Annotated in this window: 21 protein-coding genes; 6 read left to right on the forward strand and 15 right to left on the reverse strand. The window is 65.0% G+C overall.

Features of this window, described 5'->3' with window-relative positions:
- Positions 1 to 79: 79 nt before the first annotated feature.
- Positions 80 to 1,471, forward strand: coding sequence for an MFS transporter (locus tag ACEN9T_RS13960; protein WP_413708015.1), 1,392 nt, complete (start codon positions 80 to 82; stop codon positions 1,469 to 1,471).
- 20 nt (positions 1,472 to 1,491) lie between these two features.
- Here the strand turns inward: ACEN9T_RS13960 and rng are convergent, their stop codons facing one another.
- From rng to ACEN9T_RS14000, 8 genes are all read right to left on the reverse strand, one after another.
- On the reverse strand, positions 1,492 to 2,961 hold the full coding sequence (gene rng / locus ACEN9T_RS13965; RefSeq protein ID WP_413708016.1) for a ribonuclease G: 1,470 nt from the start codon (positions 2,959 to 2,961) through the stop codon (positions 1,492 to 1,494).
- A gap of 127 nt (positions 2,962 to 3,088) precedes the next feature.
- Entirely contained in the window at positions 3,089 to 3,712 is a 624-nt protein-coding gene (locus tag ACEN9T_RS13970) for a Maf family protein (RefSeq protein ID WP_413708017.1), read from the reverse strand.
- Positions 3,709 to 4,179 carry a 23S rRNA (pseudouridine(1915)-N(3))-methyltransferase RlmH gene (gene rlmH / locus ACEN9T_RS13975; RefSeq protein WP_024975193.1) on the reverse strand — a complete coding sequence of 157 codons (471 nt, stop codon included), beginning with the start codon at positions 4,177 to 4,179 and terminating at the stop codon, positions 3,709 to 3,711. Before rlmH ends, ACEN9T_RS13970 begins: the two co-directional genes overlap by 4 nt.
- A gap of 21 nt (positions 4,180 to 4,200) precedes the next feature.
- Positions 4,201 to 4,830 carry a ribosome silencing factor gene (gene rsfS, locus ACEN9T_RS13980; RefSeq protein WP_413708018.1) on the reverse strand — a complete coding sequence of 210 codons (630 nt, stop codon included), beginning with the start codon at positions 4,828 to 4,830 and terminating at the stop codon, positions 4,201 to 4,203.
- 72 nt (positions 4,831 to 4,902) lie between these two features.
- On the reverse strand, positions 4,903 to 5,613 hold the full coding sequence (locus ACEN9T_RS13985) for a nicotinate-nucleotide adenylyltransferase (protein WP_413708019.1): 711 nt from the start codon (positions 5,611 to 5,613) through the stop codon (positions 4,903 to 4,905).
- Positions 5,610 to 6,518 carry an oxygen-dependent coproporphyrinogen oxidase gene (gene hemF / locus ACEN9T_RS13990; protein ID WP_413708020.1) on the reverse strand — a complete coding sequence of 303 codons (909 nt, stop codon included), beginning with the start codon at positions 6,516 to 6,518 and terminating at the stop codon, positions 5,610 to 5,612. The genes ACEN9T_RS13985 and hemF overlap by 4 nt, the downstream gene beginning before the upstream one ends.
- Before the next feature lie 156 nt (positions 6,519 to 6,674).
- A complete protein-coding gene (gene purD / locus ACEN9T_RS13995; RefSeq protein WP_027680945.1) occupies positions 6,675 to 7,943 on the reverse strand; it encodes a phosphoribosylamine--glycine ligase in 1,269 nt (422 codons plus the stop codon).
- Positions 7,944 to 8,038: 95 nt separating this feature from the next.
- Entirely contained in the window at positions 8,039 to 8,764 is a 726-nt protein-coding gene (locus ACEN9T_RS14000; protein ID WP_092969365.1) for a YebC/PmpR family DNA-binding transcriptional regulator, read from the reverse strand.
- Between the two features lie 173 nt (positions 8,765 to 8,937).
- Between ACEN9T_RS14000 and ACEN9T_RS14005 the strand changes: the two genes are divergently transcribed.
- Entirely contained in the window at positions 8,938 to 10,503 is a 1,566-nt protein-coding gene (locus tag ACEN9T_RS14005) for a helicase HerA-like C-terminal domain-containing protein (RefSeq protein ID WP_413708021.1), read from the forward strand.
- Positions 10,504 to 10,570: 67 nt separating this feature from the next.
- Here the strand turns inward: ACEN9T_RS14005 and upp are convergent, their stop codons facing one another.
- Together upp and ACEN9T_RS14015 are read right to left on the reverse strand one after the other, a co-directional pair.
- Positions 10,571 to 11,221, reverse strand: coding sequence for a uracil phosphoribosyltransferase (gene upp / locus ACEN9T_RS14010; protein ID WP_027680948.1), 651 nt, complete (start codon positions 11,219 to 11,221; stop codon positions 10,571 to 10,573).
- 65 nt (positions 11,222 to 11,286) lie between these two features.
- Complete coding sequence (locus ACEN9T_RS14015) at positions 11,287 to 12,765, reverse strand: NCS1 family nucleobase:cation symporter-1 (RefSeq protein ID WP_316884045.1); 1,479 nt, start codon at positions 12,763 to 12,765, stop codon at positions 11,287 to 11,289.
- 184 nt (positions 12,766 to 12,949) lie between these two features.
- Here ACEN9T_RS14015 and ACEN9T_RS14020 point away from each other — a divergent pair, with 184 nt between their 5' ends.
- From ACEN9T_RS14020 to ACEN9T_RS14035, 4 genes are read left to right on the forward strand one after another with little or no spacing between them, the layout of a single operon-like run.
- Positions 12,950 to 13,867, forward strand: coding sequence for a DMT family transporter (locus tag ACEN9T_RS14020; protein ID WP_316884043.1), 918 nt, complete (start codon positions 12,950 to 12,952; stop codon positions 13,865 to 13,867).
- Between the two features lie 50 nt (positions 13,868 to 13,917).
- Positions 13,918 to 14,709: an SDR family oxidoreductase gene (locus ACEN9T_RS14025; protein WP_413708022.1), complete on the forward strand. Its 792-nt coding sequence runs from the start codon at positions 13,918 to 13,920 to the stop codon at positions 14,707 to 14,709.
- Between the two features lie 10 nt (positions 14,710 to 14,719).
- Positions 14,720 to 15,160: a methylglyoxal synthase gene (locus ACEN9T_RS14030; RefSeq protein WP_037027174.1), complete on the forward strand. Its 441-nt coding sequence runs from the start codon at positions 14,720 to 14,722 to the stop codon at positions 15,158 to 15,160.
- Entirely contained in the window at positions 15,157 to 16,137 is a 981-nt protein-coding gene (locus ACEN9T_RS14035; RefSeq protein ID WP_413708023.1) for a quinone oxidoreductase family protein, read from the forward strand. Before ACEN9T_RS14030 ends, ACEN9T_RS14035 begins: the two co-directional genes overlap by 4 nt.
- 9 nt (positions 16,138 to 16,146) lie before the next feature.
- Here ACEN9T_RS14035 and ACEN9T_RS14040 read toward each other — a convergent pair whose 3' ends face one another.
- The 5 genes from ACEN9T_RS14040 to ACEN9T_RS14060 all read right to left on the reverse strand — a co-directional run bounded on the left by ACEN9T_RS14040 (position 16,147) and on the right by ACEN9T_RS14060 (position 21,397).
- Positions 16,147 to 16,443 (reverse strand): YkvA family protein, encoded by a 297-nt coding sequence (locus ACEN9T_RS14040; RefSeq protein WP_413708024.1) that lies wholly within the window; start codon positions 16,441 to 16,443, stop codon positions 16,147 to 16,149.
- Positions 16,444 to 16,607: 164 nt separating this feature from the next.
- Positions 16,608 to 17,765, reverse strand: coding sequence for a BMP family ABC transporter substrate-binding protein (locus tag ACEN9T_RS14045; protein ID WP_092969391.1), 1,158 nt, complete (start codon positions 17,763 to 17,765; stop codon positions 16,608 to 16,610).
- A gap of 81 nt (positions 17,766 to 17,846) precedes the next feature.
- Entirely contained in the window at positions 17,847 to 18,767 is a 921-nt protein-coding gene (locus ACEN9T_RS14050; protein ID WP_063391503.1) for an ABC transporter permease, read from the reverse strand.
- Positions 18,768 to 18,780: 13 nt separating this feature from the next.
- Positions 18,781 to 19,890 (reverse strand): ABC transporter permease, encoded by a 1,110-nt coding sequence (locus tag ACEN9T_RS14055; protein WP_092969393.1) that lies wholly within the window; start codon positions 19,888 to 19,890, stop codon positions 18,781 to 18,783.
- Positions 19,883 to 21,397: an ABC transporter ATP-binding protein gene (locus ACEN9T_RS14060; protein ID WP_413708450.1), complete on the reverse strand. Its 1,515-nt coding sequence runs from the start codon at positions 21,395 to 21,397 to the stop codon at positions 19,883 to 19,885. Before ACEN9T_RS14060 ends, ACEN9T_RS14055 begins: the two co-directional genes overlap by 8 nt.
- Positions 21,398 to 21,689 lie beyond the last annotated feature (292 nt).

A 21,689-nucleotide genomic window follows, 5' to 3' on the forward strand; every position in this document is an offset into this window, starting at 1 on the left:
TGAGCAGTTCCAGATTGGTGAGCGCGGCGGTGGTATTGCATTGCGCTTTCGCATGTTTGGCATCCCAGCGGAGGCCGGCATGAGTCAGAACTCCACCACGGTCGATATCGGTACGGTCCTTGATGACGGGCCGTTTTCCCTTGCACAGAAGTTGGCGGTGCTGCTTGCGGCCTTCGCTATCGTCATGGACGGCTTCGACGGCCAGTTGATCGGCTTCGCCATCCCCGTACTCATCAAGGAGTGGGGCATCACGCGCAATGCGTTCGCCCCAGCGGTGGCGGCCGGCCTGATCGGCATGGGGCTGGGCAGCGCGTTGGCGGGCCTGTTTGCCGATCGCTTTGGGCGACGCTGGGCGTTGATCGGCAGCGTGTTCGTGTTTGGCATAGCGACGTGCTCGATCGGTTTCGCACCCAATGTGGCGACGATTGCCGCGCTGCGATTTATCGCAGGCCTGGGCATTGGCGGCGCGCTCCCAAGCTCCACGACGATGACGGCGGAGTTCACGCCTGCGCGTCGTCGCACGCTGGCCGTGACGGCCACGATCGTATGCGTGCCGCTGGGCGGGATGCTGGCGGGCTTGTTTGCCGGCCACGTGCTGCCACTTTATGGCTGGCGCGGGCTGTTCTGGATTGGCGGTGCGCTACCGCTCGTGCTCGGATTTGTGCTGGTGGTCGCGCTGCCTGAATCGCCGCGCTTCCTGGCGCGTCGCCAATCGCACTGGCCGCAACTGGCGCATCTGCTGTCGAAGATGGGGCGCGATGTACCCGCCAATACGGCGTTTGCCGATGTGGCGGGTCAGAAGGTCATTCAGCACGCCAGTTTCCGCTCGCTTTTCGCGCCGGGGCAGGCACGCGACACGGTGGCGCTGTGGGCGGCCTTCTTCATGTGTCTGCTCGCCGTGTACGCAGCGTTCAGCTGGCTGCCGACGATGCTGGCTTCAGAAGGTTTGAGCGTGAGCGTGGCGGGCTCGGGACTGACGGCGTACAACCTGGGCGGGGTGATCGGCGCGTTGGTCTGCGCGGTGACGATCGCACGGTGGGGATCGCGTTGGCCAATGGCGCTGTGTTGCGTGGGCGCGGCCGTGAGCGCCTTTGCGTTGCAGGGTGTCGATGCAAAGCTCAACACGAACTTGCTGATCGTCGGCCTGGGGCTGCATGGGCTGTTCGTCAATGCTGTGCAATCGACGATGTATGCGCTGTGCGCCTACGTTTATCCGACGGCCGTGCGCGCGACAGGCACGGCATCGGCGGTGGCATTTGGGCGGCTGGGCGCAATTCTCAGCGCGTTTGCCGGCGCAATCGTCATCACCGCTGGCGGCTCCGTGGCCTATCTGGCCATGCTCGGAATCGTGATGTTGGTGGTGTTGGCCGCGCTGCTCGCCATGCGCGAGCAGATTCCGCGTCTAACGGAGCGTGCCCGAGCATCCATGGCAGCTGCGCCGGTTTCGCACGGCAGCCCGGTCAAACCGTAGCTGCCGCGCTGGGCGCAGTGCTACATCAGAATGATGTCGTACTGCTCCTGGCTGGCCGCCGACGATTCCACCTGCAGCGAAATCGGCTTGCCGATGAAGTCGCCCAGCATCGCAAGGTGCTGGCTTTCTTCTTCCAAGAACAGGTCGATGACCGACTGCGAAGCAAGGATGCGGAATTCGCGCGGATTGAACTGCCGCGACTCACGCATGATCTCGCGCAGGATGTCGTAGCACACGGTGCGCGGCGTCTTCACCTGACCCTTGCCCTGGCACACCGGGCACTGCTCGCACAGCACATGCGCGAGCGACTCCCGCGTGCGCTTGCGCGTCATCTCCACCAGCCCAAGCTGCGAGAAACTGTTGACGGTGATGCGGGTGCGGTCGCGCGACAGCGCCTTGCGCAGTTCCGCCAGCACCGCGTCGCGATGCTCGGCCGACTCCATGTCGATGAAGTCGATGATGATGATGCCGCCCAGGTTGCGCAGCCGAAGTTGCCGCGCGATGGTGTGCGCTGCTTCCAGGTTCGTCTTGAAGATCGTGTCGTCGAAGTTGCGCGCGCCCACGTAACCGCCGGTATTGACGTCGATGGTCGTCATCGCCTCGGTCTGGTCGATCATCAGGTAGCCACCCGATTTCAGGTCGACCCGGCGCGACAGCGCGCGCTCAACCTCCGCCTCGATGTTGTACAGGTCGAAGATCGGCCGTTCGCCGGTGTAATGCGTCAGGCGCTCGACCACGGCCGGCGTGTATTCCTGCGCAAACTCGACGAGCTTCTGGTGGTTCTCGCGCGAATCGACCTGGATGCTGCGGGTTTCGTCCGTCACGAAATCGCGCAGCACGCGCTGGGCGAGGTTCAGGTCCTGATACAGGATCGACGGCGCGGGCAGGGTGGTCGCGTTGTGACGGATGGTCGCCCAGATCTTGCGCAGGTAAGCGACGTCGTTGGCCAGTTCTTCGTCGGTCGACTCTTCGGCGATGGTGCGCACGATGAAGCCACCGCGTTCCTCAGCAGGCACCATGGCAGTCACGCGCGCACGCAGCGCCTCACGCTCGGCCTCGTTGCCGATCTTCTGCGAGATCCCGATGTGCGGGTCTTGCGGCAGATACACCAGCGTGCGGCCGGCAATGCTGACTTGCGTGGACAGCCGAGCGCCCTTGGTGCCGATCGGATCCTTGATGACCTGCACCATCAGCGCCTGGCCTTCGAAGAGCGTCTTCTCGATGGCGACCTGCGGGGTGGGCGGCGCGTCCTTGGCGTCGCGCGGGTGCCAGATGTCGGCAACGTGCAAGAACGCGGCGCGCTCCAGCCCGATATCGATAAAGGCCGATTGCATGCCGGGCAGCACGCGCACCACCTTGCCAAGGTAAATGTTGCCGACCAGGCCGCGCGTCAGCGTACGCTCGATGTGCAGCTCTTGAACGGCGGCTTGCTGGACGATGGCCACGCGCGTTTCTTGCGGCGTGATATTGACGAGGATGTCTTCGGACATGGAGAGGTACCAGGAGAGCGGGTTTCAGCACCCGCCTCCAGGCTTGATCGTATGCGCCCGAAGCGTGTCTTGAAACCGGCCCTCGCACGCTGTCCGGTGCGTGCTTCAGCGGCCGGTCAGGGGCGAGTTACAGCGTGATGCCCGCCTGTGCGAGCAGTGCTGCGGTCTCGAACAAGGGTAGACCCATGATACCCGAATAGCTTCCCGAGATATGGGCCACAAAGGCGGCTGCGCGGCCCTGGATGCCGTACGCGCCGGCCTTGCCGAAGGGCTCGCCGCTGCCGATGTAGCGGGCGATGTCGTTGTCTGTCAGCACCGCAAAGCGCACGTCGGAAATGGACAGCGCGTGCATCGGCGTGCCGCTGGTGGTGACGACCGTTACGGCGGTCAGCACACGGTGCTTGCGGCCGGACATCGCGCGCAGCATGCGGTGGGCATCGGCTGCGTCGGTCGGTTTCCCGAGGATCTCGCCGCCCAGGCATACCGTGGTGTCCGACGTGAGGATCGGCAGGGCGGCCAGGTTGCGCGCGATGCGGCGGCGCACCGCGGCCTGTGCCTTCAATGCGCAGACACGTTGGACGTAGTCGTCGGGCGTCTCGCCGGGGAGCACGGCTTCCAGCGCTTCGGCATCTTCATCGTCGTTGGCCAGCAGCAGCTCGAAACGCGCGCCGATCTGGCGCAATAGTTCCTGCCGGCGCGGGCTCTGCGAGGCGAGATAGAGGTGTGGCGCGCCGGGTGCATCCATGGTCATACGCGGTGGTATGGGTGGTTTTGCGTGATGCTCCACGCGCGGTAGAGCTGTTCGGCCAGCAGCACGCGCACCATGCCGTGCGGCAGCGTCAGGCTCGATAGGCGGATCAGCATACGAGCCTTGGCCTTGAGCGCCGGGTCCAGCCCATCCGCGCCGCCGATCACGAAGGCGATGTCGCCGCCTTCCTGTTGCCATCCGGCGAGGGATTCTGCGAGTGCGACTGTGGTGAGGTCTTTGCCGCGCTCATCCAGCGCGATCATGCGACAGCCCTTGGGCAGCGCGGCTTCAATGCGCGCTGCTTCAAGCTGCATGACGGTGGCGGCCGTGCGGCTGCCGGAGCGCTGCTCAGGCTTGATTTCGCGCAGTTCGATGCGCAGTTCGGGCGGCATGCGCTTGGCATATTCAGAGAAGCCGTCCTCGATCCAGGACGGCATCTTGTGCCCCACGGCAACGATCAGCAACTGCATGGCGAGACTGCGCGCTCGACGTTACGCTGCGCGCTTCTTGGCCGGAGCGCGCTTGGCTGCCGTCTTGGTTGCCGTTTTTGCGGCGGTCTTGGTGGCGGTCTTGCCAGCACCGGTTGCCCGCTTGGTGGCCGGCTTCTTGGCGGCGGTTTTGGCGGGCGCCTTCTTGGCCGGTGCGGCGGCCTTGGTCGGGCGTTCGCCTGCCAGCTTCGGCTTGGTGGTGCGGCGCTTGGCCGGCGTGACCTCTTCGGCCTCGTCTTCCTCGTCGTCGTAACCTTCGCTGGCCTTGGGCAGGCCGCGCTTGCCGGTGCCGCCCAGTTCGATGCGCATCGGCTTGTCGCCCCAAATTTCTTCGAGGTTGTAGTACTGGCGCAGCTGCGGCTGCATGATGTGGACCACGGCGTCGCCGCAGTCGACCAGCACCCATTCGCCCACGTCTTCGCCTTCCACGGCGATGACGTGGCCGCCGGCTTCCTTGACGGCGTCACGCACCGATGCGGCCAGCGCCTTGGTCTGGCGATTGGACGTGCCGCTGGCGATGACCGTGCGATCGAACAGTTCGGTCAGGTGGGTCGTATTGAAGACCTTGATGTCTTGCGCCTTGACGTCTTCGAGCGCGTCGACGATCACGCGTTGTAGTTTGCGAATATCCATACTGAGTGAGAAGAACGTTTAAAGGGCGAGAAAAAGGTCAGAAAAAACGCGTGAATGTGGTCAATCACGCGGTCAAGCACTGACCGTGCCATTGGCACGGCGGTACAGCGAATGCGATTGGATCAGGTCGGCCACCCCGGCGGGCAGGTCGGTGTCGCAGCGCGCGCCGGTGGCAAGCTGCCGGCGCAGGCGGGTGGATGACAGGTCGACAGCCAGGGTCTGGTCGATCCACATATGGCCTGCGGGTGCGCATTGTATCAATGCCGTGTCGGCCCGGCGCACATCGAGTTCGCCCTGCACCGGCGCATGTAGCGCCTGAAGGTCGAAACCGGGGCGTGTGGCGACGCACAAGTGAACGTATTCGAACAGGTCCTGCCAGCCGTGCCAGGTGTCCAGGCCGACGAGCTGGTCGGCGCCCATGAGCCATGCCATGGAGGTATCCGGGCCGTAAACACCGCGCAATTCACGTACGGTGTCGATGGTGTAGCTGGGCCCGTGGCGGTCGACTTCCATGCTGCTCACGTGGACGCGCGCGCGGCCACTGCGTACCGCTTTGGCGGCCAGTTCGGTCATGGCAAAGCGCAGCGGTGCGGGTGTGATGTCAGCGGCCTTCTGCCAAGACACGCCGGTCGGAATCCACAGCAGCTCATCCAGGTCGAGGCGGGCAATGCACAGCTCAGCCAGGGCGATGTGGCCGACGTGCGGCGGATCGAACGTGCCGCCCAGCAAGCCAAGCCGGTAGGGGCGATCGAGATCGGGGCGCACGAATGAGGGCAGCGTCATACCCAATCGCGCGCCGGCAGGAAATCGGTGTACAGCGCGGCCTCCGGCGAACCCGGTTCCGGCTGCCAGTCGTAACGCCAATTGGCCACCGGCGGCATCGACATCAGGATCGATTCCGCGCGGCCGCCGCTTTGCAGGCCAAACAGTGTGCCGCGGTCGAATACCAGGTTGAACTCGACGTAGCGGCCACGGCGATAGGCCTGGAATGCGCGCTCGCGCTCACCGTAGGGGGTGGCGTGGCGTTGCTCGGCGATGGGCAGCCAGGCCGGCAGGAAGGCGTCACCCACCGAGCGCATCATCTCGAAGCTGCGCTCGAAGCCCAGCTCGGCAAAGTCGTCGAAGAAGATGCCGCCGACGCCGCGCGCTTCCTTTCGGTGTTTCAGATAGAAATAGTCGTCGCACCATTGCTTGAAGCGGGGGTACAGCTCATCGCCGTAGGGGGCCAGGGCGCCCTGGCAGGTACGGTGGAAGTGAGAGGCGTCTTCGGCGAAGCCGTAGTAAGGCGTGAGATCCATGCCGCCGCCGAACCACCAGACGGGCTCGGCATCGGGGCGCACGGCGACGAAGCAGCGCACATTCATATGCACCGTCGGCACGTACGGGTTGCGCGGATGGAAGACCAGCGACACGCCCATCGCCTCGAACCCGCGCCCGGCCAATTCGGGCCGGTTGGCGGTCGCGGAGGGGGGCAGGGTGTCGCCCATCACGTGCGAAAAACCGACGCCGCCGCGCTCAAGTATTGCGCCGTCTTCGAGGATGCGGGTGCGGCCGCTGCCGCGCAGGCGCTCGGTGGGCGGTTTTTCCCACGCGTCGGTGCTGAATGTGCCGCCGTCCAGCGCGCTGGCGGCAGTGGTGATGCGGTCCTGCAGGTCCAGCAGGTAGGCGCGGACGGCTTGGGTATCCATGCGATCAGGAGGAGGCCGCTCGTAGGGGCGAGTCGGGCCGAGTCATACGGGTGTCACCATTGTAGCGGGCGGGCCGCGCGGGCAAGTTGGGGATCACCCGGGGTGACGGATGCCGCGCCTGCCCCATCGTGGGGCATTGGCGCGGCGGGCTGTCGCTCAATGGCGGATGGCGCGATGTCCGATATCGGTCCGGTACTGGGCGCCGTCAAAGTGGATCTGCTCGATGGCGTTGTACGCCGCACGCTGCGCCGCCTTGACGGTATCGGCAAGGCCGACCACGCACAGCACCCGGCCGCCGTTGGTGGTCAGCACGCCGTCCTTGAGCGTGGTGCCGGCGTGGAACGTGACGCTGTCTTCGGTTTCCTTCGGGATGCCGGTGATGACGTCGCCCTTGCGCGGCGTGTCCGGATAGTTGTGGGCGGCCATCACCACGCCCAGCGCGGTGCGGCGGTCCCAGTCCAGCTCCATGCCGTCGAGCTTGCCGTCGATGGCGCGGTCGAGCACGTCGTACAGGTCCGTCTTCATGCGCGCCATGATGGGCTGCGTTTCCGGGTCGCCCATGCGGCAGTTGAATTCGAGCGTCTTGGGGTTGCCCTCTGCATCGATCATCAGGCCGGCATACAGGAAGCCGGTGTACGGGATACCGTCCTTCTCCATGCCGCGGATGGTCGGCAGGATGATCTCGCGCAGCGCCCGGGCGTGCAGCGTCGGCGTAACGACTGGCGCAGGCGAGTAGGCGCCCATGCCGCCCGTGTTGGGGCCGGCGTCGCCGTCGAGCAGGCGCTTGTGGTCTTGGCTGGTGGCCAGTGCCACGACGTTCTTGCCGTCGCACACGACGATGAAGCTCGCTTCTTCGCCGGCCAGGAATTCTTCGATCACCACGCGCGCCCCAGCGTCGCCCAGGCGGTTGTCGGCCAGCATCATGTCGATGGCGCTGTGCGCTTCTTCGGCCGTCATCGCCACGACCACGCCCTTGCCGGCGGCCAGACCATCGGCCTTGATGACGATCGGGGCGCCTTCCTGGTCAACGTACGCATGTGCCTGCGCAGCATCGCCGAAGGTCTGGTACTTGGCGGTCGGAATGCCGTGGCGGTGCATGAACGCCTTGGCGAAATCCTTCGACGATTCGAGCTGTGCGGCGGCCTTGGTCGGCCCGAAGATGCGCAGGCCCTTGGCGCGGAACAGGTCGACGATGCCGGCGGCCAGCGGTGCCTCTGGCCCCACCACCGTGAAGTGGATGCCTTCGCGCTCAGCAAAGGCGGCCAGCACTTCCGGATCCGTGATCGGGAGGTTCTGCAGGCGCTTGTCGAGCGCCGTGCCGCCGTTGCCGGGGGCTACGTATACCACCTGCACCTTGGGCGAGCGTGCCAGCTTCCATGCCAGGGCGTGCTCTCGACCGCCCGAACCGACCACCATCACTTTCATGCTGTACCTACCTGAAATTGCAAAATCCGATTCGAAATCTGGAAAACAAAAACGGCGATCGTGAGGTCGATCGCCGTTATGCGCGTGTCCGGGGCTTACTCCCCGATGACCGCGTTGGTGAAGACTTCCTGCACGTCGTCCAGGTTTTCCAGGACGTCGAGCAGCTTCTGCATCTTGACCGCGTCTTCGCCGGTGAACTCGACTTCAGTCTGCGGCTTCATGATGACTTCGGCCAGTTCCGCCTTGAAGCCGGCGGCTTCCAGCGCGGTCTTGACCTTGGCGAAATCGTGGGGCGGGCAGATGACTTCGAGCGAGCCGTCTTCATGCGTGACGACATCGTCGGCGCCGGCTTCCAGCGCGGCGTCCATCAGCTTGTCTTCCGGCGTGCCGGGGGCAAAGATGAACTGGCCGATGTGGTCGAACAGGAACGCGACGGAGCCCGATGTGCCCATGTTGCCGCCGTACTTGTCGAAGCCGTGCCGGACTTCAGCCACGGTGCGCGTGCGGTTGTCGGTCAGGCAGTCGACGATTATGGCTGCGCCGTTGATGCCGTAGCCTTCGTAGCGGATTTCTTCGTAGTTCGCGCCTTCCAGGCCGCCCACACCGCGCTGGATGGCGCGGTTGATGTTGTCCTTGGGCATGTTCGCGTCGGTGGCCTTGTCCATGGCCAGGCGCAGGCGCGGGTTGGAGTCGGCATCGCCGCCGCCCAGGCGGGCCGCCACGGTGATTTCCTTGATCAGGCGCGTCCAAACTTTGCCGCGCTTGGCGTCGGCAGCGGCTTTCTTATGCTTGATGTTGGCCCATTTGGAATGACCGGCCATGAAACTCTCCGAGCGGAATGCAGTGGAATCTGGCGCCCAGATGGCGGTTTGACGCCACCTGCACGCTCTATAATCGGTCGCGGATTTTAGCATGCTGCACACGCCCGCCGCCCCGTCCATCCGGTCGACTTGCTGGTGTGTCATCCCCCCAGATTGATCCTTGTCCAAACGCCATGACCGATCCCATCCTGATTGCCAAGAACGCCAAAGCGGAGTTGGTGCTGTTGCCCCAGCTCGCCAACCGGCATGGCTTGATCACCGGCGCCACTGGCACCGGCAAGACCGTCACCCTGCAAACGATCGCCCAGGGCTTGTCGAAGATTGGTGTGCCAGTCTTTCTGGCCGACGTAAAAGGTGATCTGACCGGCATTTCGCAAGCCGGCCAGTCGAACGACAAGCTCAAGGCCCGCCTGCAGGAGCGCGGCCTGGAAGAGCCGCAATGGGCTGGTTGCCCCGTCACGTTGTGGGATGTGTATGGCGAACGCGGCCACCCCGTGCGCGCCACCGTGTCCGACATGGGCCCGCTGATGCTCTCGCGCATGCTTGAGTTGAATGACATCCAGACCGGCGTACTGAACCTCGTCTTCAAGATTGCGGACGACTCGGGCCTCGCGCTGCTCGACATGAAAGATCTGCGCGCGATGCTCCAGCACGTTGGCGAGCATTCGTCGGACTACACGAACAAGTATGGGAACATCTCGTCGGCCAGCATCGGGGCCATACAGCGCAACCTGATCGCCCTGGAAGAGCAGGGCGCCGACCAGTTCTTCGGCGAGCCGATGCTCGACATCAACGACCTGATGCAGACCGTGCGCGGCCAGGGCGTGATCAACATCCTGGCGGCCGACAAGCTGCTCAATGCGCCCAAGTTGTACGCGACGTTCCTGCTGTGGATGCTCTCCGAGCTGTTCGAGCATCTGCCCGAGGTGGGCGACGTGGACAAGCCCAAGCTCGCTTTCTTCTTTGACGAGGCGCACCTGCTGTTCAACGATGCGCCACCGTCGCTGCTGCAGAAGGTGGAACAGGTGGTGCGGCTGATCCGCTCCAAGGGCGTGGGCGTTTACTTTGTGACGCAGAACCCTGCCGACGTGCCGGACACGGTGCTCGGCCAGCTCGGCAACCGCGTGCAGCACGCGTTGCGCGCCTTCACCCCGCGCGACCAGAAGGCCGTGAAGGCGGCCGCGACAACGATGCGCGCGAACCAGGAGTTCAGCATCGAAGAAGCCATCGGCGAACTTGCCGTGGGCGAGGCGCTGATTTCCATGCTTGACGAGGGCGGTCGCCCGGAGATCACGCAGCGTGCGTTTGTCGTCCCGCCCGCGTCGCGCATCGGCCCGATCTCGGATGACGAGCGCCGCGAGCTGATGAGCAATTCGCTGGTGGCCGGCCGCTACGACACGGCAATCGACCGCGAATCGGCGTACGAAATCCTGAGTGGTCGCGTGGCGAAGGGCGGGGCGGCATCGGTGCCGACTCCGGGTTCCATCGGCACGGACTTCGGGGCATCGACGGGCTCAGTGCCCACGCCTGCACCTGCGCCGGCGCAACAGGAGAGCAGCGGCGGTTGGCTGGGCGATGTCGGCTCGATCCTCACGAAGGGCACGGGCCGCAGCGGCCGTGGCGATTCGATTGTCGAAACGTTGGCCAAGTCGACGATGCGCACCATCGGTTCCACCGTCGGGCGCGAAATCGTGCGCGGCGTGCTGGGCAGCATTCTGGGCGGGTCGAAGAAACGCTGAGCGCCTGACGTACCAAAGACAACAGCCGGCATTGCCGGCTGTTTTTGTTTGCGCTGGGAATGCGCGATCAGTTTTTCGTGCCGAACAGGCGGTCGCCCGCGTCGCCCAGGCCCGGGATGATGTAGGCGTTTTCATCCAGGTGCGAATCGAGCGATGCGACGAACAGCTTCACGCCCGGATGCGCCTGCTGGAAAACCTCCACACCTTCGGGCGCCGCCACGAGCGCCAGGAAGAGGATGTTCTCGTCTGGCACACCGCGCTTCTTCATCACGTCGACCGCGTGGACGGCCGAGTAACCGGTGGCGACCATCGGATCGCACAGGATGAAGGTGCGGTCTTCCAAATCCGGCAGCCGCACGAGGTATTCCACCGGGCGGTGTTGGTCATCGCGGTACACGCCGATGTGGCCGATACGCGCCGACGGAATCAGCTCCACCAGTCCGTCGCTCATGCCCACGCCCGCGCGCAGCACCGGCACCACGGCCAGCTTGCGGCCGGCGATGACGGGCGCTTCCATCGGGCCCATCGGCGTGTCGATGTGGCGGCTGGTCAGCGGCAGGTTGCGCGTGATCTCGTAGCCCATCAGCAGCGTGATCTCACGCAGCAGCTCGCGGAACGTGCGCGTGGACGTGTCCTTGTCGCGCATGTGCGTGAGCTTGTGCTGAATCAGCGGGTGATTGAGGATGAACAGGTTCGGAAAGCGCGGATCTTGTTTCATGGCGGCAAGGGATTCTCAGATGGGGCGCATTGTACCGGCGCGCCCCGTGTCGATTTTGGAAGCGCTCAGCGGCGGCCGCGCATCAGGAGCACATACACCACGGCGGAGATCGCGAGGCCCACGAACCACGCATACGTGTACAGCGCTTCGAACACGCCTGGCACGCTGGCGACGAACCCGGCCTGCTTGAAGAAGCCCGGTAGATTGGGCAGCACGCCGATGATGAGCGCGACGATGGCGCGGCCGTTCCAGCCGTTGCCGTAACCGTACGGGCCGTCTACGCGGAACAGTTCACCGGTCTTGAGCACCGTGCGGCGCACCAGGAAGTAATCGACCATCATGATGCCGGCCACCGGGCCCAGCAGCGCGCCGTAACCAACCAGCCACGTGAAGATGTAGCCCTTGGTGGTTTCCAGGATCTTCCACGGCATCATCGCCAGGCCGATGCCCGCCGTGATGTAGCCGCCGATACGGAACGAGATGCGGTGCGGTGCCAGGTTCGAGAAGTCATACGCCGGCGAGACCACGTTGGCGGCGATGTTCGTCATCAGCGTGGCGGTGATCAGCGCCAGCAAGGCCACGATGACCGACGGGCCGGTCATCTTGCCGGCCAGCGTGACCGGATCCCAGATGGCCTGGCCGTAGATGACCACCGTCGACGACGTGACCAGCACGGCCACCAACGCCAGCAGCCCCATCGGCAGCGGCAGGCCGATCGCCTGCCCGACGAGCTGATCGCGCTGGCTGCGCGCGAAGCGGGTGAAGTCGGGAATGTTCAGGGCGAGCGTGGCCCAGTAGCCGACCATGGCGGTGAGCGACGGCCAGAAGAAGCCCCAGAACTCGCCGGCGCGCTTGCCGCCCGCCGAGAAAGCCGACGGCGCCGACAGCATCGGTCCAAAACCGCCCGCATTGATATACGCCCACCAGACCAGGCCCAGCGCGGCCAGGATCAGCAGCGGGGTGGCCAGCGCCTGGAAGCGCTTGATCGATTCCAGCCCCTTGGTGATCAGCCAGATGTGCAGCGCCCAGAACAGCAGGAAGCAGAAGCCCTGGCCCGGGTTGATGCCCAGCCCCGGAATGTTGCTGCCCACCAGCATGTTGTCGGTGACGACGTTGAGGATCGTGTAGATCGCCTGACTGCCCAGCCACGTCTGGATGCCGAACCAGCCGCACGCCACGATGGCCCGCAGAATGGCCGGCAACTGCGCGCCGCGCACGCCGAACGAGGCCCGCACCAGCACGGGGAAGGGAATGCCGTACTTGGTACCCGCGTGGCCCACCAGCACCATCGGCACCAGCACGATCAGGTTGCCGAGGAACACCGTCAGCACCGCCTGCCACCAGTTCATGCCCTCGCTCATCAGCCCCGAAGCCAGCATGTAGGCCGGCACCGACACCACCATCGATACCCACAGCGCGGCGTAATTGGTCGCCGTCCAGGTGCGGGCTGCGGGCGGCGTGGGGTTGAGGTCTTCGTTCCAGAGAGTCGGGTCGGGTGCCCCGGCGGCATCCGCGGAGAAGGCGGAAGAGGTGGTTTGGCTCATGTCGATGTGGGATCCGTTGTCGTTGTAGATATTCGGAATGCAGGCGCGATTGTACGGCGCTCCCCGGCGTGCTCAAGCGAAAGCTGTGCCAAGTGCAGCGCACCCCGCGCCGGAACGTTTTGTTGAATTCCAATACAATCGACGACGCTCTCCAACACCGCCCGCGGTTCTTCCGCGTTCCGCTGTGAACACCGCGTCTTCTGCGTCCACCACTCCCGCAAGAACCACCGACACCGGCGGGCTGCTGCTTGCCTCCGCGGGCGCCGTGCTGTTTTCCGCCAAGGCCATCGTCGCCAAGCTGATGTATCGCTACCAGGTGGACGCCGTCATGGTCATCACCCTGCGCATGCTGCTGGCCGCGCCGCTGTTCATGGCGATGGGGTGGTGGCAGTCGCGCCGTGCGGAGCCTCTGACCGTGCCCGACCGCTGGCGCATCGTCGGCTTGGGGCTGATCGGCTATTACCTCTCCAGCTTTCTCGACTTCCTCGGCCTGCAGTACATCACGGCCGGGCTGGAGCGGCTGATCCTCTTTCTGACGCCGTCATTCGTGCTGCTGATCACGTCGACGGTATTCAAGCGGCGCATTACCGGCTTGCAGTGGGTGTCGCTGGCGCTGGCCTATGCCGGCATCGTGCTGGTGTTCGCGCACGACCTGAACCTGGGCGGCAACAACGTCTGGCTGGGCGGCGGGTTGGTGCTTGCCAGCGCCGTCAGCTACGGTATCTATCTGCTGGCCAGCGGTGAGCTGGTCAAGCGCGTGGGTTCGATGCGGCTCGTCGCCTATGCGATGTGCGTGTCGACTGCGGCCTGTATCGTCCAGTTTCTCGTGTTGCGGCCGATGTCGGCGCTGGTGTTGCCCTGGCAGGTGTATGGGCTGTCGGCCATCAACTCGGTGTTCTGTACGGTGGCGCCGGTCACGATGACGATGATGGCGGTGGCGCGCGTGGGTGCGCCGGTGGCGTCGCAGGCGGGCATGATCGGGCCGGTGTCGACGCTGCTGCTGGGCTGGTGGCTGCTGGGCGAGCCGATCACGATTTGGCAGATTGCCGGCAGTGCGCTGGTGCTTGCCGGTATGGCGCTGCTGTCACGCCGTCGCGGCTGACGGGCGGCCGATCGAAATAATCCAAATAACAATCACAAGGAGTCAGACAGATGGACTTGGGCCTGAAAGGCAAGCGTGCGCTGGTGTGCGGCGCAAGCAAGGGATTGGGCTTTGCGTGCGCCGACGCGCTGGCTGCCGAAGGCGTGGACGTGGTGATCGTCGCGCGCGGTGCCGAAGCGTTGTCGGCAGCCGCAGAGCGCATCCGCGCGGCGCACGGCGTGCGCGTGGAAGCCGTGGCGACCGACATCACCACGCCGGAAGGCCGCGCCGAAGCGCTGCTCGCGTGCGAGCGCCTGGGCGGCTCGCCCGACATCCTCATCAACAACGCAGGCGGCCCGCCGCCGGGCAACTTCCGCGATTGGGACCGCGACGCATGGAATGCCGCGCTCAACGCCAACATGCTCACGCCCATCGACCTCATCAAAGCCACCGTCGACAAGATGATCGAGCGCCGCTGGGGCCGCATCGTCAATATCACCAGCGGTGCGGTCAAGGCGCCGATCGACGTGCTGGGTTTGTCCAATGGCGCGCGCTCCGGCCTGACCGGCTTCGTGGCCGGCCTGGCGCGTGAAGTCGCCAAGCACGGCGTGACCATCAACAATCTGCTGCCGGGCCAGTTCGAGACCGATCGCCTGACCAAGACGCTGGAAGCGGGCGCCAAGGCTGCCGGCATCAGCGCAGAAGAGAATTTCGACCGCAAGCGCCAGGGCAATCCGGCTCGACGCTTCGGTCAACCGGCCGAGTTTGGCGCCGTGTGTGCCTTCCTGTGCAGCCAGCACGCCGGCTACCTGAACGCCCAAAACATCCTGCTGGATGGCGGCAGCTTCCCTGGCACCTTTTAAGCCAATCGACATGACCACCCTTACGCCAATTACGCCCGAAAGCGCAGTTCGCAAACGCCGCGTCGCCCTGATCGCACACGACCACAAGAAAGACGACATGGTCGCTTTCGCACAAACGCACCAGGCCTTCCTGTCGCAATGCGACCTGCTGGCGACCGGCACCACCGGCGGCCGGCTCGAGAAGGAAGTCGGCCTGACCGTGCAGCGCATGCTGTCCGGCCCGTGGGGCGGCGACTTGCAGATTGGCGCGCAGTTGGCCGAAGGCCGTGTCGACGCCGTCATCTTCCTGCGCGACCCGATGACGCCGCAGCCGCACGAACCCGACATCAACGCGCTGGTCCGTGCCTGCGACGTCCACAACATTCCCTGCGCCACCAACCTCGCAACGGCAGACCTGGTGATGTCGGCCCTGCAACGGGTGGCGCCCGATCCGAAGGAGATCCACGCATGACACAAGCGAAAGCCATCCGCATCTTCGAGACCGGCGGTCCGGAAGTGATGCAGTACGTCGATGTCGACGTGCCCGCGCCCGGCCCCGGCGAGGTGACGGTCAAGCAGCACGCCATCGGTCTCAATTACATCGACGTGTATTTCCGCACGGGGTTGTATCCACAGCCGCTGCCGGGCGGCATCGGCATGGAAGCGTCGGGTGTGGTGGAAGCGGTGGGCGAGGCGGTGACGCACGTTAAGCCCGGCGACCGCGTGGCCTATGCCGGCCGCCCCACCGGCGCTTACGCTGCGGTGCGCACGATGCCGGCCGACATTCTCGTACGCCTGCCGGATGCGATCGACTTTGAGACCGGTGCCGCGATGATGCTGCAGGGCATGACCGCGCAATACCTGCTTCGCGACAGCTATCGCGTGCAGCCCGGCGATACGGTGCTGTTTCACGCAGCCGCTGGTGGTGTGGGGCTGATTGCGTGCCAGTGGCTGAAGGCGCTCGGCGCCACGGTGATTGGCACCGTCGGCAGCGATGCCAAGGCTGAACTTGCCCGCGCGCACGGCTGCGATCACACCATCGTCTACACGCGCGAGAACTTTACCGAACGCGTGCGCGAAATCACGGGCGGCAAGGGCGTGCCGGTGGTCTACGACGGCATTGGCAAAGACACGTTCACGGGCTCGCTGGATTGCCTCGCACCGCGCGGGATGATGGTCACCTACGGCAACGCATCGGGCCCGGTGCCGCCGGTTGACCTCGGCGTGCTGAGCGCAAAAGGCTCGCTCAAGATCACGCGCCCGACGCTGATGACCTACACGGCGCGGCGCGAACTGCTTGAACCGATGGCGGCTGAGTTGTTTGATGTGGTGAGCAGCGGCAAGGTGAAAATCGAAATTCACCAACGCTACGAACTGCAGAACGCAGCGCAGGCGCACCGCGATCTGGAATCGCGCAAGACGACCGGATCGACGATCCTCTTGCCGTAGGACAGGAAGTTACTGCCCGGTGGGCTTCACACGCCGGTCGGCGGCAAAGCGTGCATCCTCGCGCACGCGGTCGGGCAGGCCGCGCAGCAGCATGTGCAGCGCAAGCGGCACCAGCACGATGTCGTCCATCCAGCCGATCACCGGGATGACATCCGGAATCAGATCGATCGGCGATACCACATAGCCCACCAGCAGCAGCGCCGCCGGCGCGAGCCACCACGGCTTGTCCGGATGGCGCAGCGCAAACCACAGCAGGCGCGCGTCGTTGCGCACCACGCTCCGCAGGCGGACGAGTCGTCCGAACATCGTGGGCTCCTTGATGAAAAGCCGGCGTCACATGAAAGCGGTTGACCGGCAAAGCATCGTATCAGCTTGGGGAAACCGCCCGATTTTCAAGATTTGGCGCCATCGTCCATGAAAAAAGCCGGCCCTCTTGCGACGTGCCGGCTTTTTGCCGAGGCGGGGTGAACTTAACCCGGAATCTTGCCGTCGACGCCTTCTACGTAGAACTTGATGCCGTGCAGGAAGCCGTCGTCGGCGACCTTGTCGGCGGGCAGAACTTCCTTGCCGGTGTTGTCCTTGAGCGGACCCTTCCAGATCGGGGCCGAGCCGTCGATGATGCCCTTCTTGCGGGTCTCGACCAGGGTCTTCACGTCTTCCGGCACCACGGTGTTGTACGCGCCCAGATCGATCGCGCCTTCCTTCAGGCCCCACCACACGGTTTCCGGCTTCCACTTGTTTTCAAGCACGTCGCCGATGACCTTGGTGTAATACACGCCCCATTTGTTGATCGAGGCAGCCAGGTGGGCCTTCTCGCCAAACTTGGTCATGTCGCTGTCCCAGCCGATTGCGTAAACGCCTTTCTCTTGCGCGGTTTGCACGACGGCTGCGGAGTCGGTGTTCTGCATCAGCACGTCAACGCCTTGACCGATAAGGGTAGTGGCAGCCTCGCGCTCCTTGCCCGGATCGAACCACTTGTTGACCCACACCACGCGGGTGGTGGCCTTCGGGTTGACGCTGCGCGCGCCCAGTGTGAACGAGTCGATGTTGCGGATCACTTCGGGGATGGGCACCGAACCCACCACGCCAAGCTTGCCCGACTTGCTCATCTTGCCGGCCACCACGCCCGCCAGATACGCGCCTTCATACGTGCGAACGTCGTACTGGCCGAGGTTGTCGGCGGTCTTGAAACCCGTGGCGTGCTCGAACTTCACGTCCGGGAATTCCTTCGCGACCTTGAGCATCGATTCCATGAAACCGAAGCTCGTGCCGAAGATGACCTTGTTGCCTTGGGTGGCCAGGTCGCGGAACACGCGTTCGGCATCCGCGGCGCTTTCGGGAACGCTTTCAACGAAGCTGGTCTTCACCTTGTCGCCGAACTTGGCTTCGACTTCCTTGCGGCCGTCGTCGTGAGCGTGGGTCCAGCCTGCGTCGCCCACGGGGCCGACGTAGACGAACGCGATCTTCAGCGGCTCATTGGCCGGAGCCGGTGCGGCAGCGGCGGGGGCCGAGGATGCGGCCGGCGCGGCACTGCCGCCAGCGTTGTCGTTGGACTTGCCGCAACCCCAGAGGGTCAGGGCAGCGCCGGCGGCCAGGGCGGCCAGCGTGATCCTGCGGGTAACGTTCATCGATTTCTCCTGTTGTGTGGCTCGTTGACTGTTTTGAAGCTTGAAGCAAAAGACGGAAATGCAGAAGGCTCACGCTGCAGTTTAGGCAGCCCCGGGGCGGAACGGCTTGCCAAGCGATGCGGGCATGTTCAGGCGAATCCAATCCGGATTGCGCGAGATGATGGCCAGCACGACGATGGTGGCCGCAAACGGCGCCATCGACAGAATCTGCGACGGCACCGACACGCCCATCCCCTGCAGGTGGAATTGCAGGATCGTCACGCCGCCGAACAGCAGCGCACCGAACAGGATGCGCAGCGGGCGCCAGGTGGCAAAGGTGGTCAGCGCGAGGGCAATCCAGCCGCGGCCCGCGACCATGTTTTCGACCCACATCGGCGTATAGACCAGCGACAGGTACGCGCCCGCCAGCCCGCAGCATGCGCCGCCAAACAGCAGCGCGCCAAAGCGAATGGTGCGCACCGGGTAGCCAAGCGCGTGCGCCGATTCCGGCGATTCACCGATCGCGCGCAGCGTGAGGCCCGCGCGCGTCTTGAACAGAAACCAGGCAATCGCGCCGCACAGCAGCAGGCTGAAATAAACCATCCAGTGGTGCGCGAACAAGGCGGGGCCGACGAACGGAATCGACTCCAGCCCCGGGATGCCGTGCGCCTGCGCAGGCAGCGACATGCCGACAAAGCGCTGCCCCATGAAGGCGGACAGCCCGGTGCCGAAGATCGACAAAGCAAGACCGGTGGCGACCTGGTTGGTCACGAGCACCAGCGCGAGCCAGGCAAACAGCGCAGCCATTACCATGCCGGCAATTGCGCCGGCGGCAAAACCCAGCAGCGGAATCTGCGTCTGGTAGCCAACCATGAAGCCGACCACGGCGGCCACCAGCATCATGCCCTCGGCGCCAAGGTTGAGCACGCCGGAGCGCTCGTTCATCAAGAGGCCCAGGGCGGCCAGCAATAGCGGGGTGCCGGCGTTGATCGACGCGGCGATCAGGGGAGCGAGACTTTCCATGTGTGCGGCCTGATCAGTGATGCGCGCGCCAGCGCAGGCGGTATTCGATGAGCGTGTCGCAGGCGAGCAGGAAGAACAGCAGCATGCCCTGGAACACTCCGGTAATGGCCGACGGCAGGCCCAGGCGCGATTGCGCAAGCTCGCCGCCGATGTAGAACAGCGACATCACGATCGCACCCAGCACGGTGCCGACCGGATTCAAACGCCCGACGAATGCCACCACGATGGCGGCAAAGCCGTAGCCGGGGGAAATGGATGGCAGCAGTTGCCCGATCGGCCCGGTGACTTCGAAGGCGCCGGCAATGCCTGCGAGGCCGCCCGACACCAGCAGCGCCGTCCACAGCGCCGCCCGCGACGAGAAACCTGCGTAACGGGCCGCTTGCGGCGCCAGCCCACCCACTTGCAGGCGGTAGCCGGCGAAGCTGCGGAAGACGAACAACGTCATCGCCGCCGTCATCACGAGCATGAACAGAAAGCCGACGTGCAGACGCGTGCCGGCCACGAGCGTCGGCAGAACAAATGCGCTGTCGAAGACGATCGACTGCGGGAAGTTCATGCCGTTCGGGTCCTTCAACGGCCCGTTGACCACGTACAGCAGCAGCAACTGCGCGATGTACGTGAGCATGAGCGAGACGAGGATCTCGTTGGCATGAAAGCGATCGCGCAGCAGCGCCGTAATCGCCGCCCAAAGCGCACCGCCGATGACGCCGGCGACGACGGCCAGCACCAACGCAAAGCCGCCGGGGATGGCGGGCGTGGGCGTATCGAAGTAGATGATCGTGGCCGCCGCGAAAATGCCGCCCACGATCAGTTGCCCCTCCGCGCCGATGTTCCACACGTTGGCGCGATAGCACACCGACAAGCCGAGCGCGCACAGCACCAGCGGCACGGTCTTGAGCAGCACTTCACCAATCGCACGTTTGCTGGCCAGCGGCTCGACCAGAAACACGCGCAGGCCTGCCACGGGGTCTTTGCCCAGCAACGCGAACAGCAGCAGGCCAAACACCATCGTCAGCACGAGTGCGATCAGCGGCGAGGCATAGGCCATGGTGCGCGACGGAATCGCGCGCAGCTCCAGCGAAACCGGCAGCGCCAGTCGGCTGCCATGCATGACGTCAGCCATGTGGCACCTCCGAGGTTGCTGCTGCCGAAGCCGTTGCTTTGTCCCACATGCCGCTCATCCACAGGCCGATCTGTTCGCGGTCGGTGGCGTGCGTGGGCGTGGAGGGGGAGAGGCGCCCGTTGGCGATCACGTGCAGGCGATCGCACAGCGCAAAGAGTTCGTCGAGTTCTTCCGACACGATGAGGATGGCGCAGCCCCCCGCCTTGAGCGCGAGGATTTCGTTGTGGATCTGTGCCGCCGCGCCCACGTCTACGCCCCAGGTCGGTTGCGCGACGATGAGCACGCGCGGCGCGCATTCGATTTCGCGGCCGACGATGAATTTCTGCAGGTTGCCGCCCGACAGGCTCTTGGCCAATGCATCCGGGCCGCCGGCCTTCACGCCAAATCGGCTGATGATGCTGGTGGCCAGTTTGGCCGCAGCCTTCTTGTCGATGAGCCCGCCACGCACTTGCGGCGCACGCTGATGCGTCAGCAGCGTATTGGCGGCCAGCGACAGCGATGGCACAGCGCCGCGCCCGAGGCGCTCTTCCGGCACGAAAGACAACCCTCGCTTGCGGCGTGCACGCGGGTCGAGCTTGGCGACCGGCTCGTTGCCGATGCTGATGGTTTGTGCCGGGGCGCGGGTGTCTTCGCCAGACAGCGCCGCCAGCAGTTCCTGCTGCCCGTTGCCTGACACGCCTGCAATGCCGACGATTTCGCCGCTGCGCAATTGCAGCGCGATGTCACGCAGCTCTGTCGCAAACGCGTGGGCCTTGGGCAGCGACAGGCCGGCCACTTCCATGCGCACTTCGCCCGGTGTGGTCTGCGGGCGCAACTCGCGCGGAGGCTCGCCGCCGATCATCATGCGCGACAGCGACGTCGCCGTTTCCTGACGCGGGTCGCACACGCCCGTGACCTTGCCCATGCGCATCACCGTAGCGGTGTGGCACAGGGCCTGGATCTCGTCGAGCTTGTGGCTGATGTAGAGGATGCTCGTGCCTTCTGCCGCCAGCTTGCGCAGTGTCACGAAGAGCTTTTCGACGGCCTGCGGTGTCAGCACCGAGGTCGGTTCGTCAAGGATCAGCAGGCGCGGCTTGGTGAGCAGCGCACGCACGATTTCCACGCGCTGGCGCTCGCCCACGGAAAGCGTATGTACATGGCGATGGGGCTCCAGCGGCAGGCCATACTTCTCGCCCGTGCTGCGCACCTGATCAGCCACGTCGCGCAGATCGGTGCCTGCGGGCAGGCCGAGCAGAATGTTCTCGGCCACGGTGAGCGTGTCGAAGAGCGAGAAGTGCTGGAACACCATGGCGATGCCCAGGGCGCGCGCCTGGTGCGGATTGGCGATCTCGACGCGCTGGCCGTCGAGCAGCATCTCGCCGGCGTCGGGCTGCACGGCGCCGAAGATGATCTTCATCAGCGTCGACTTGCCCGCGCCGTTTTCGCCCAGCACGGCATGGATCTCGCCCGGCGCGACAGTCAGGCTGACGCCGTCGTTGGCGACCACGCTCGGGTAGCGCTTGGTCATGCCCGTCAGCGACAGGCGTGGTGGGAGTGGTGTCACAACAGTTGGCTCGTGGTTTCCGTGCCGCTCACCGTGCAGGGTATGCAGCGGAGGCGGTCTCTTTTTGGGTGTTGACGACACTTCACAGCAGGTGACGCCGACGCAGATTCGCGCCGACGCATCGCAGCAATCATCATGGTTGGCTGATGCTCGCCATCAAACGGGAATTATATCGTTCGACATCGTGCCAAACCGCGATTTCGGCCCGCTGGCGATTGCCTCGTACGAGGGGTGGCGGAGTGCAAATCCCGTGCCG

This window comes from Ralstonia sp. Ralssp110 (genome assembly GCF_047325135.1).
GTDB lineage: Bacteria > Pseudomonadota > Gammaproteobacteria > Burkholderiales > Burkholderiaceae > Ralstonia > Ralstonia mojiangensis.

Excerpts from the sequence above, each read along its gene's own strand:
- ACEN9T_RS13960 (WP_413708015.1), top strand. The coding sequence starts at position 80 with ATGAGTCAGAACTCCACCACGGTCGATATCGGTACGGTCCTTGATGAC.
- rng (WP_413708016.1), bottom strand. The coding sequence starts at position 2,961 with ATGTCCGAAGACATCCTCGTCAATATCACGCCGCAAGAAACGCGCGTG.
- ACEN9T_RS13970 (WP_413708017.1), bottom strand. The coding sequence starts at position 3,712 with ATGACCATGGATGCACCCGGCGCGCCACACCTCTATCTCGCCTCGCAG.
- rlmH (WP_024975193.1), bottom strand. The coding sequence starts at position 4,179 with ATGCAGTTGCTGATCGTTGCCGTGGGGCACAAGATGCCGTCCTGGATC.
- rsfS (WP_413708018.1), bottom strand. The coding sequence starts at position 4,830 with ATGGATATTCGCAAACTACAACGCGTGATCGTCGACGCGCTCGAAGAC.
- ACEN9T_RS13985 (WP_413708019.1), bottom strand. The coding sequence starts at position 5,613 with ATGACGCTGCCCTCATTCGTGCGCCCCGATCTCGATCGCCCCTACCGG.
- hemF (WP_413708020.1), bottom strand. The coding sequence starts at position 6,518 with ATGGATACCCAAGCCGTCCGCGCCTACCTGCTGGACCTGCAGGACCGC.
- purD (WP_027680945.1), bottom strand. The coding sequence starts at position 7,943 with ATGAAAGTGATGGTGGTCGGTTCGGGCGGTCGAGAGCACGCCCTGGCA.
- ACEN9T_RS14000 (WP_092969365.1), bottom strand. The coding sequence starts at position 8,764 with ATGGCCGGTCATTCCAAATGGGCCAACATCAAGCATAAGAAAGCCGCT.
- ACEN9T_RS14005 (WP_413708021.1), top strand. The coding sequence starts at position 8,938 with ATGACCGATCCCATCCTGATTGCCAAGAACGCCAAAGCGGAGTTGGTG.
- upp (WP_027680948.1), bottom strand. The coding sequence starts at position 11,221 with ATGAAACAAGATCCGCGCTTTCCGAACCTGTTCATCCTCAATCACCCG.
- ACEN9T_RS14015 (WP_316884045.1), bottom strand. The coding sequence starts at position 12,765 with ATGAGCCAAACCACCTCTTCCGCCTTCTCCGCGGATGCCGCCGGGGCA.
- ACEN9T_RS14025 (WP_413708022.1), top strand. The coding sequence starts at position 13,918 with ATGGACTTGGGCCTGAAAGGCAAGCGTGCGCTGGTGTGCGGCGCAAGC.
- ACEN9T_RS14030 (WP_037027174.1), top strand. The coding sequence starts at position 14,720 with ATGACCACCCTTACGCCAATTACGCCCGAAAGCGCAGTTCGCAAACGC.
- ACEN9T_RS14035 (WP_413708023.1), top strand. The coding sequence starts at position 15,157 with ATGACACAAGCGAAAGCCATCCGCATCTTCGAGACCGGCGGTCCGGAA.
- ACEN9T_RS14040 (WP_413708024.1), bottom strand. The coding sequence starts at position 16,443 with ATGTTCGGACGACTCGTCCGCCTGCGGAGCGTGGTGCGCAACGACGCG.
- ACEN9T_RS14045 (WP_092969391.1), bottom strand. The coding sequence starts at position 17,765 with ATGAACGTTACCCGCAGGATCACGCTGGCCGCCCTGGCCGCCGGCGCT.
- ACEN9T_RS14050 (WP_063391503.1), bottom strand. The coding sequence starts at position 18,767 with ATGGAAAGTCTCGCTCCCCTGATCGCCGCGTCGATCAACGCCGGCACC.
- ACEN9T_RS14055 (WP_092969393.1), bottom strand. The coding sequence starts at position 19,890 with ATGGCTGACGTCATGCATGGCAGCCGACTGGCGCTGCCGGTTTCGCTG.
- ACEN9T_RS14060 (WP_413708450.1), bottom strand. The coding sequence starts at position 21,397 with ATGACCAAGCGCTACCCGAGCGTGGTCGCCAACGACGGCGTCAGCCTG.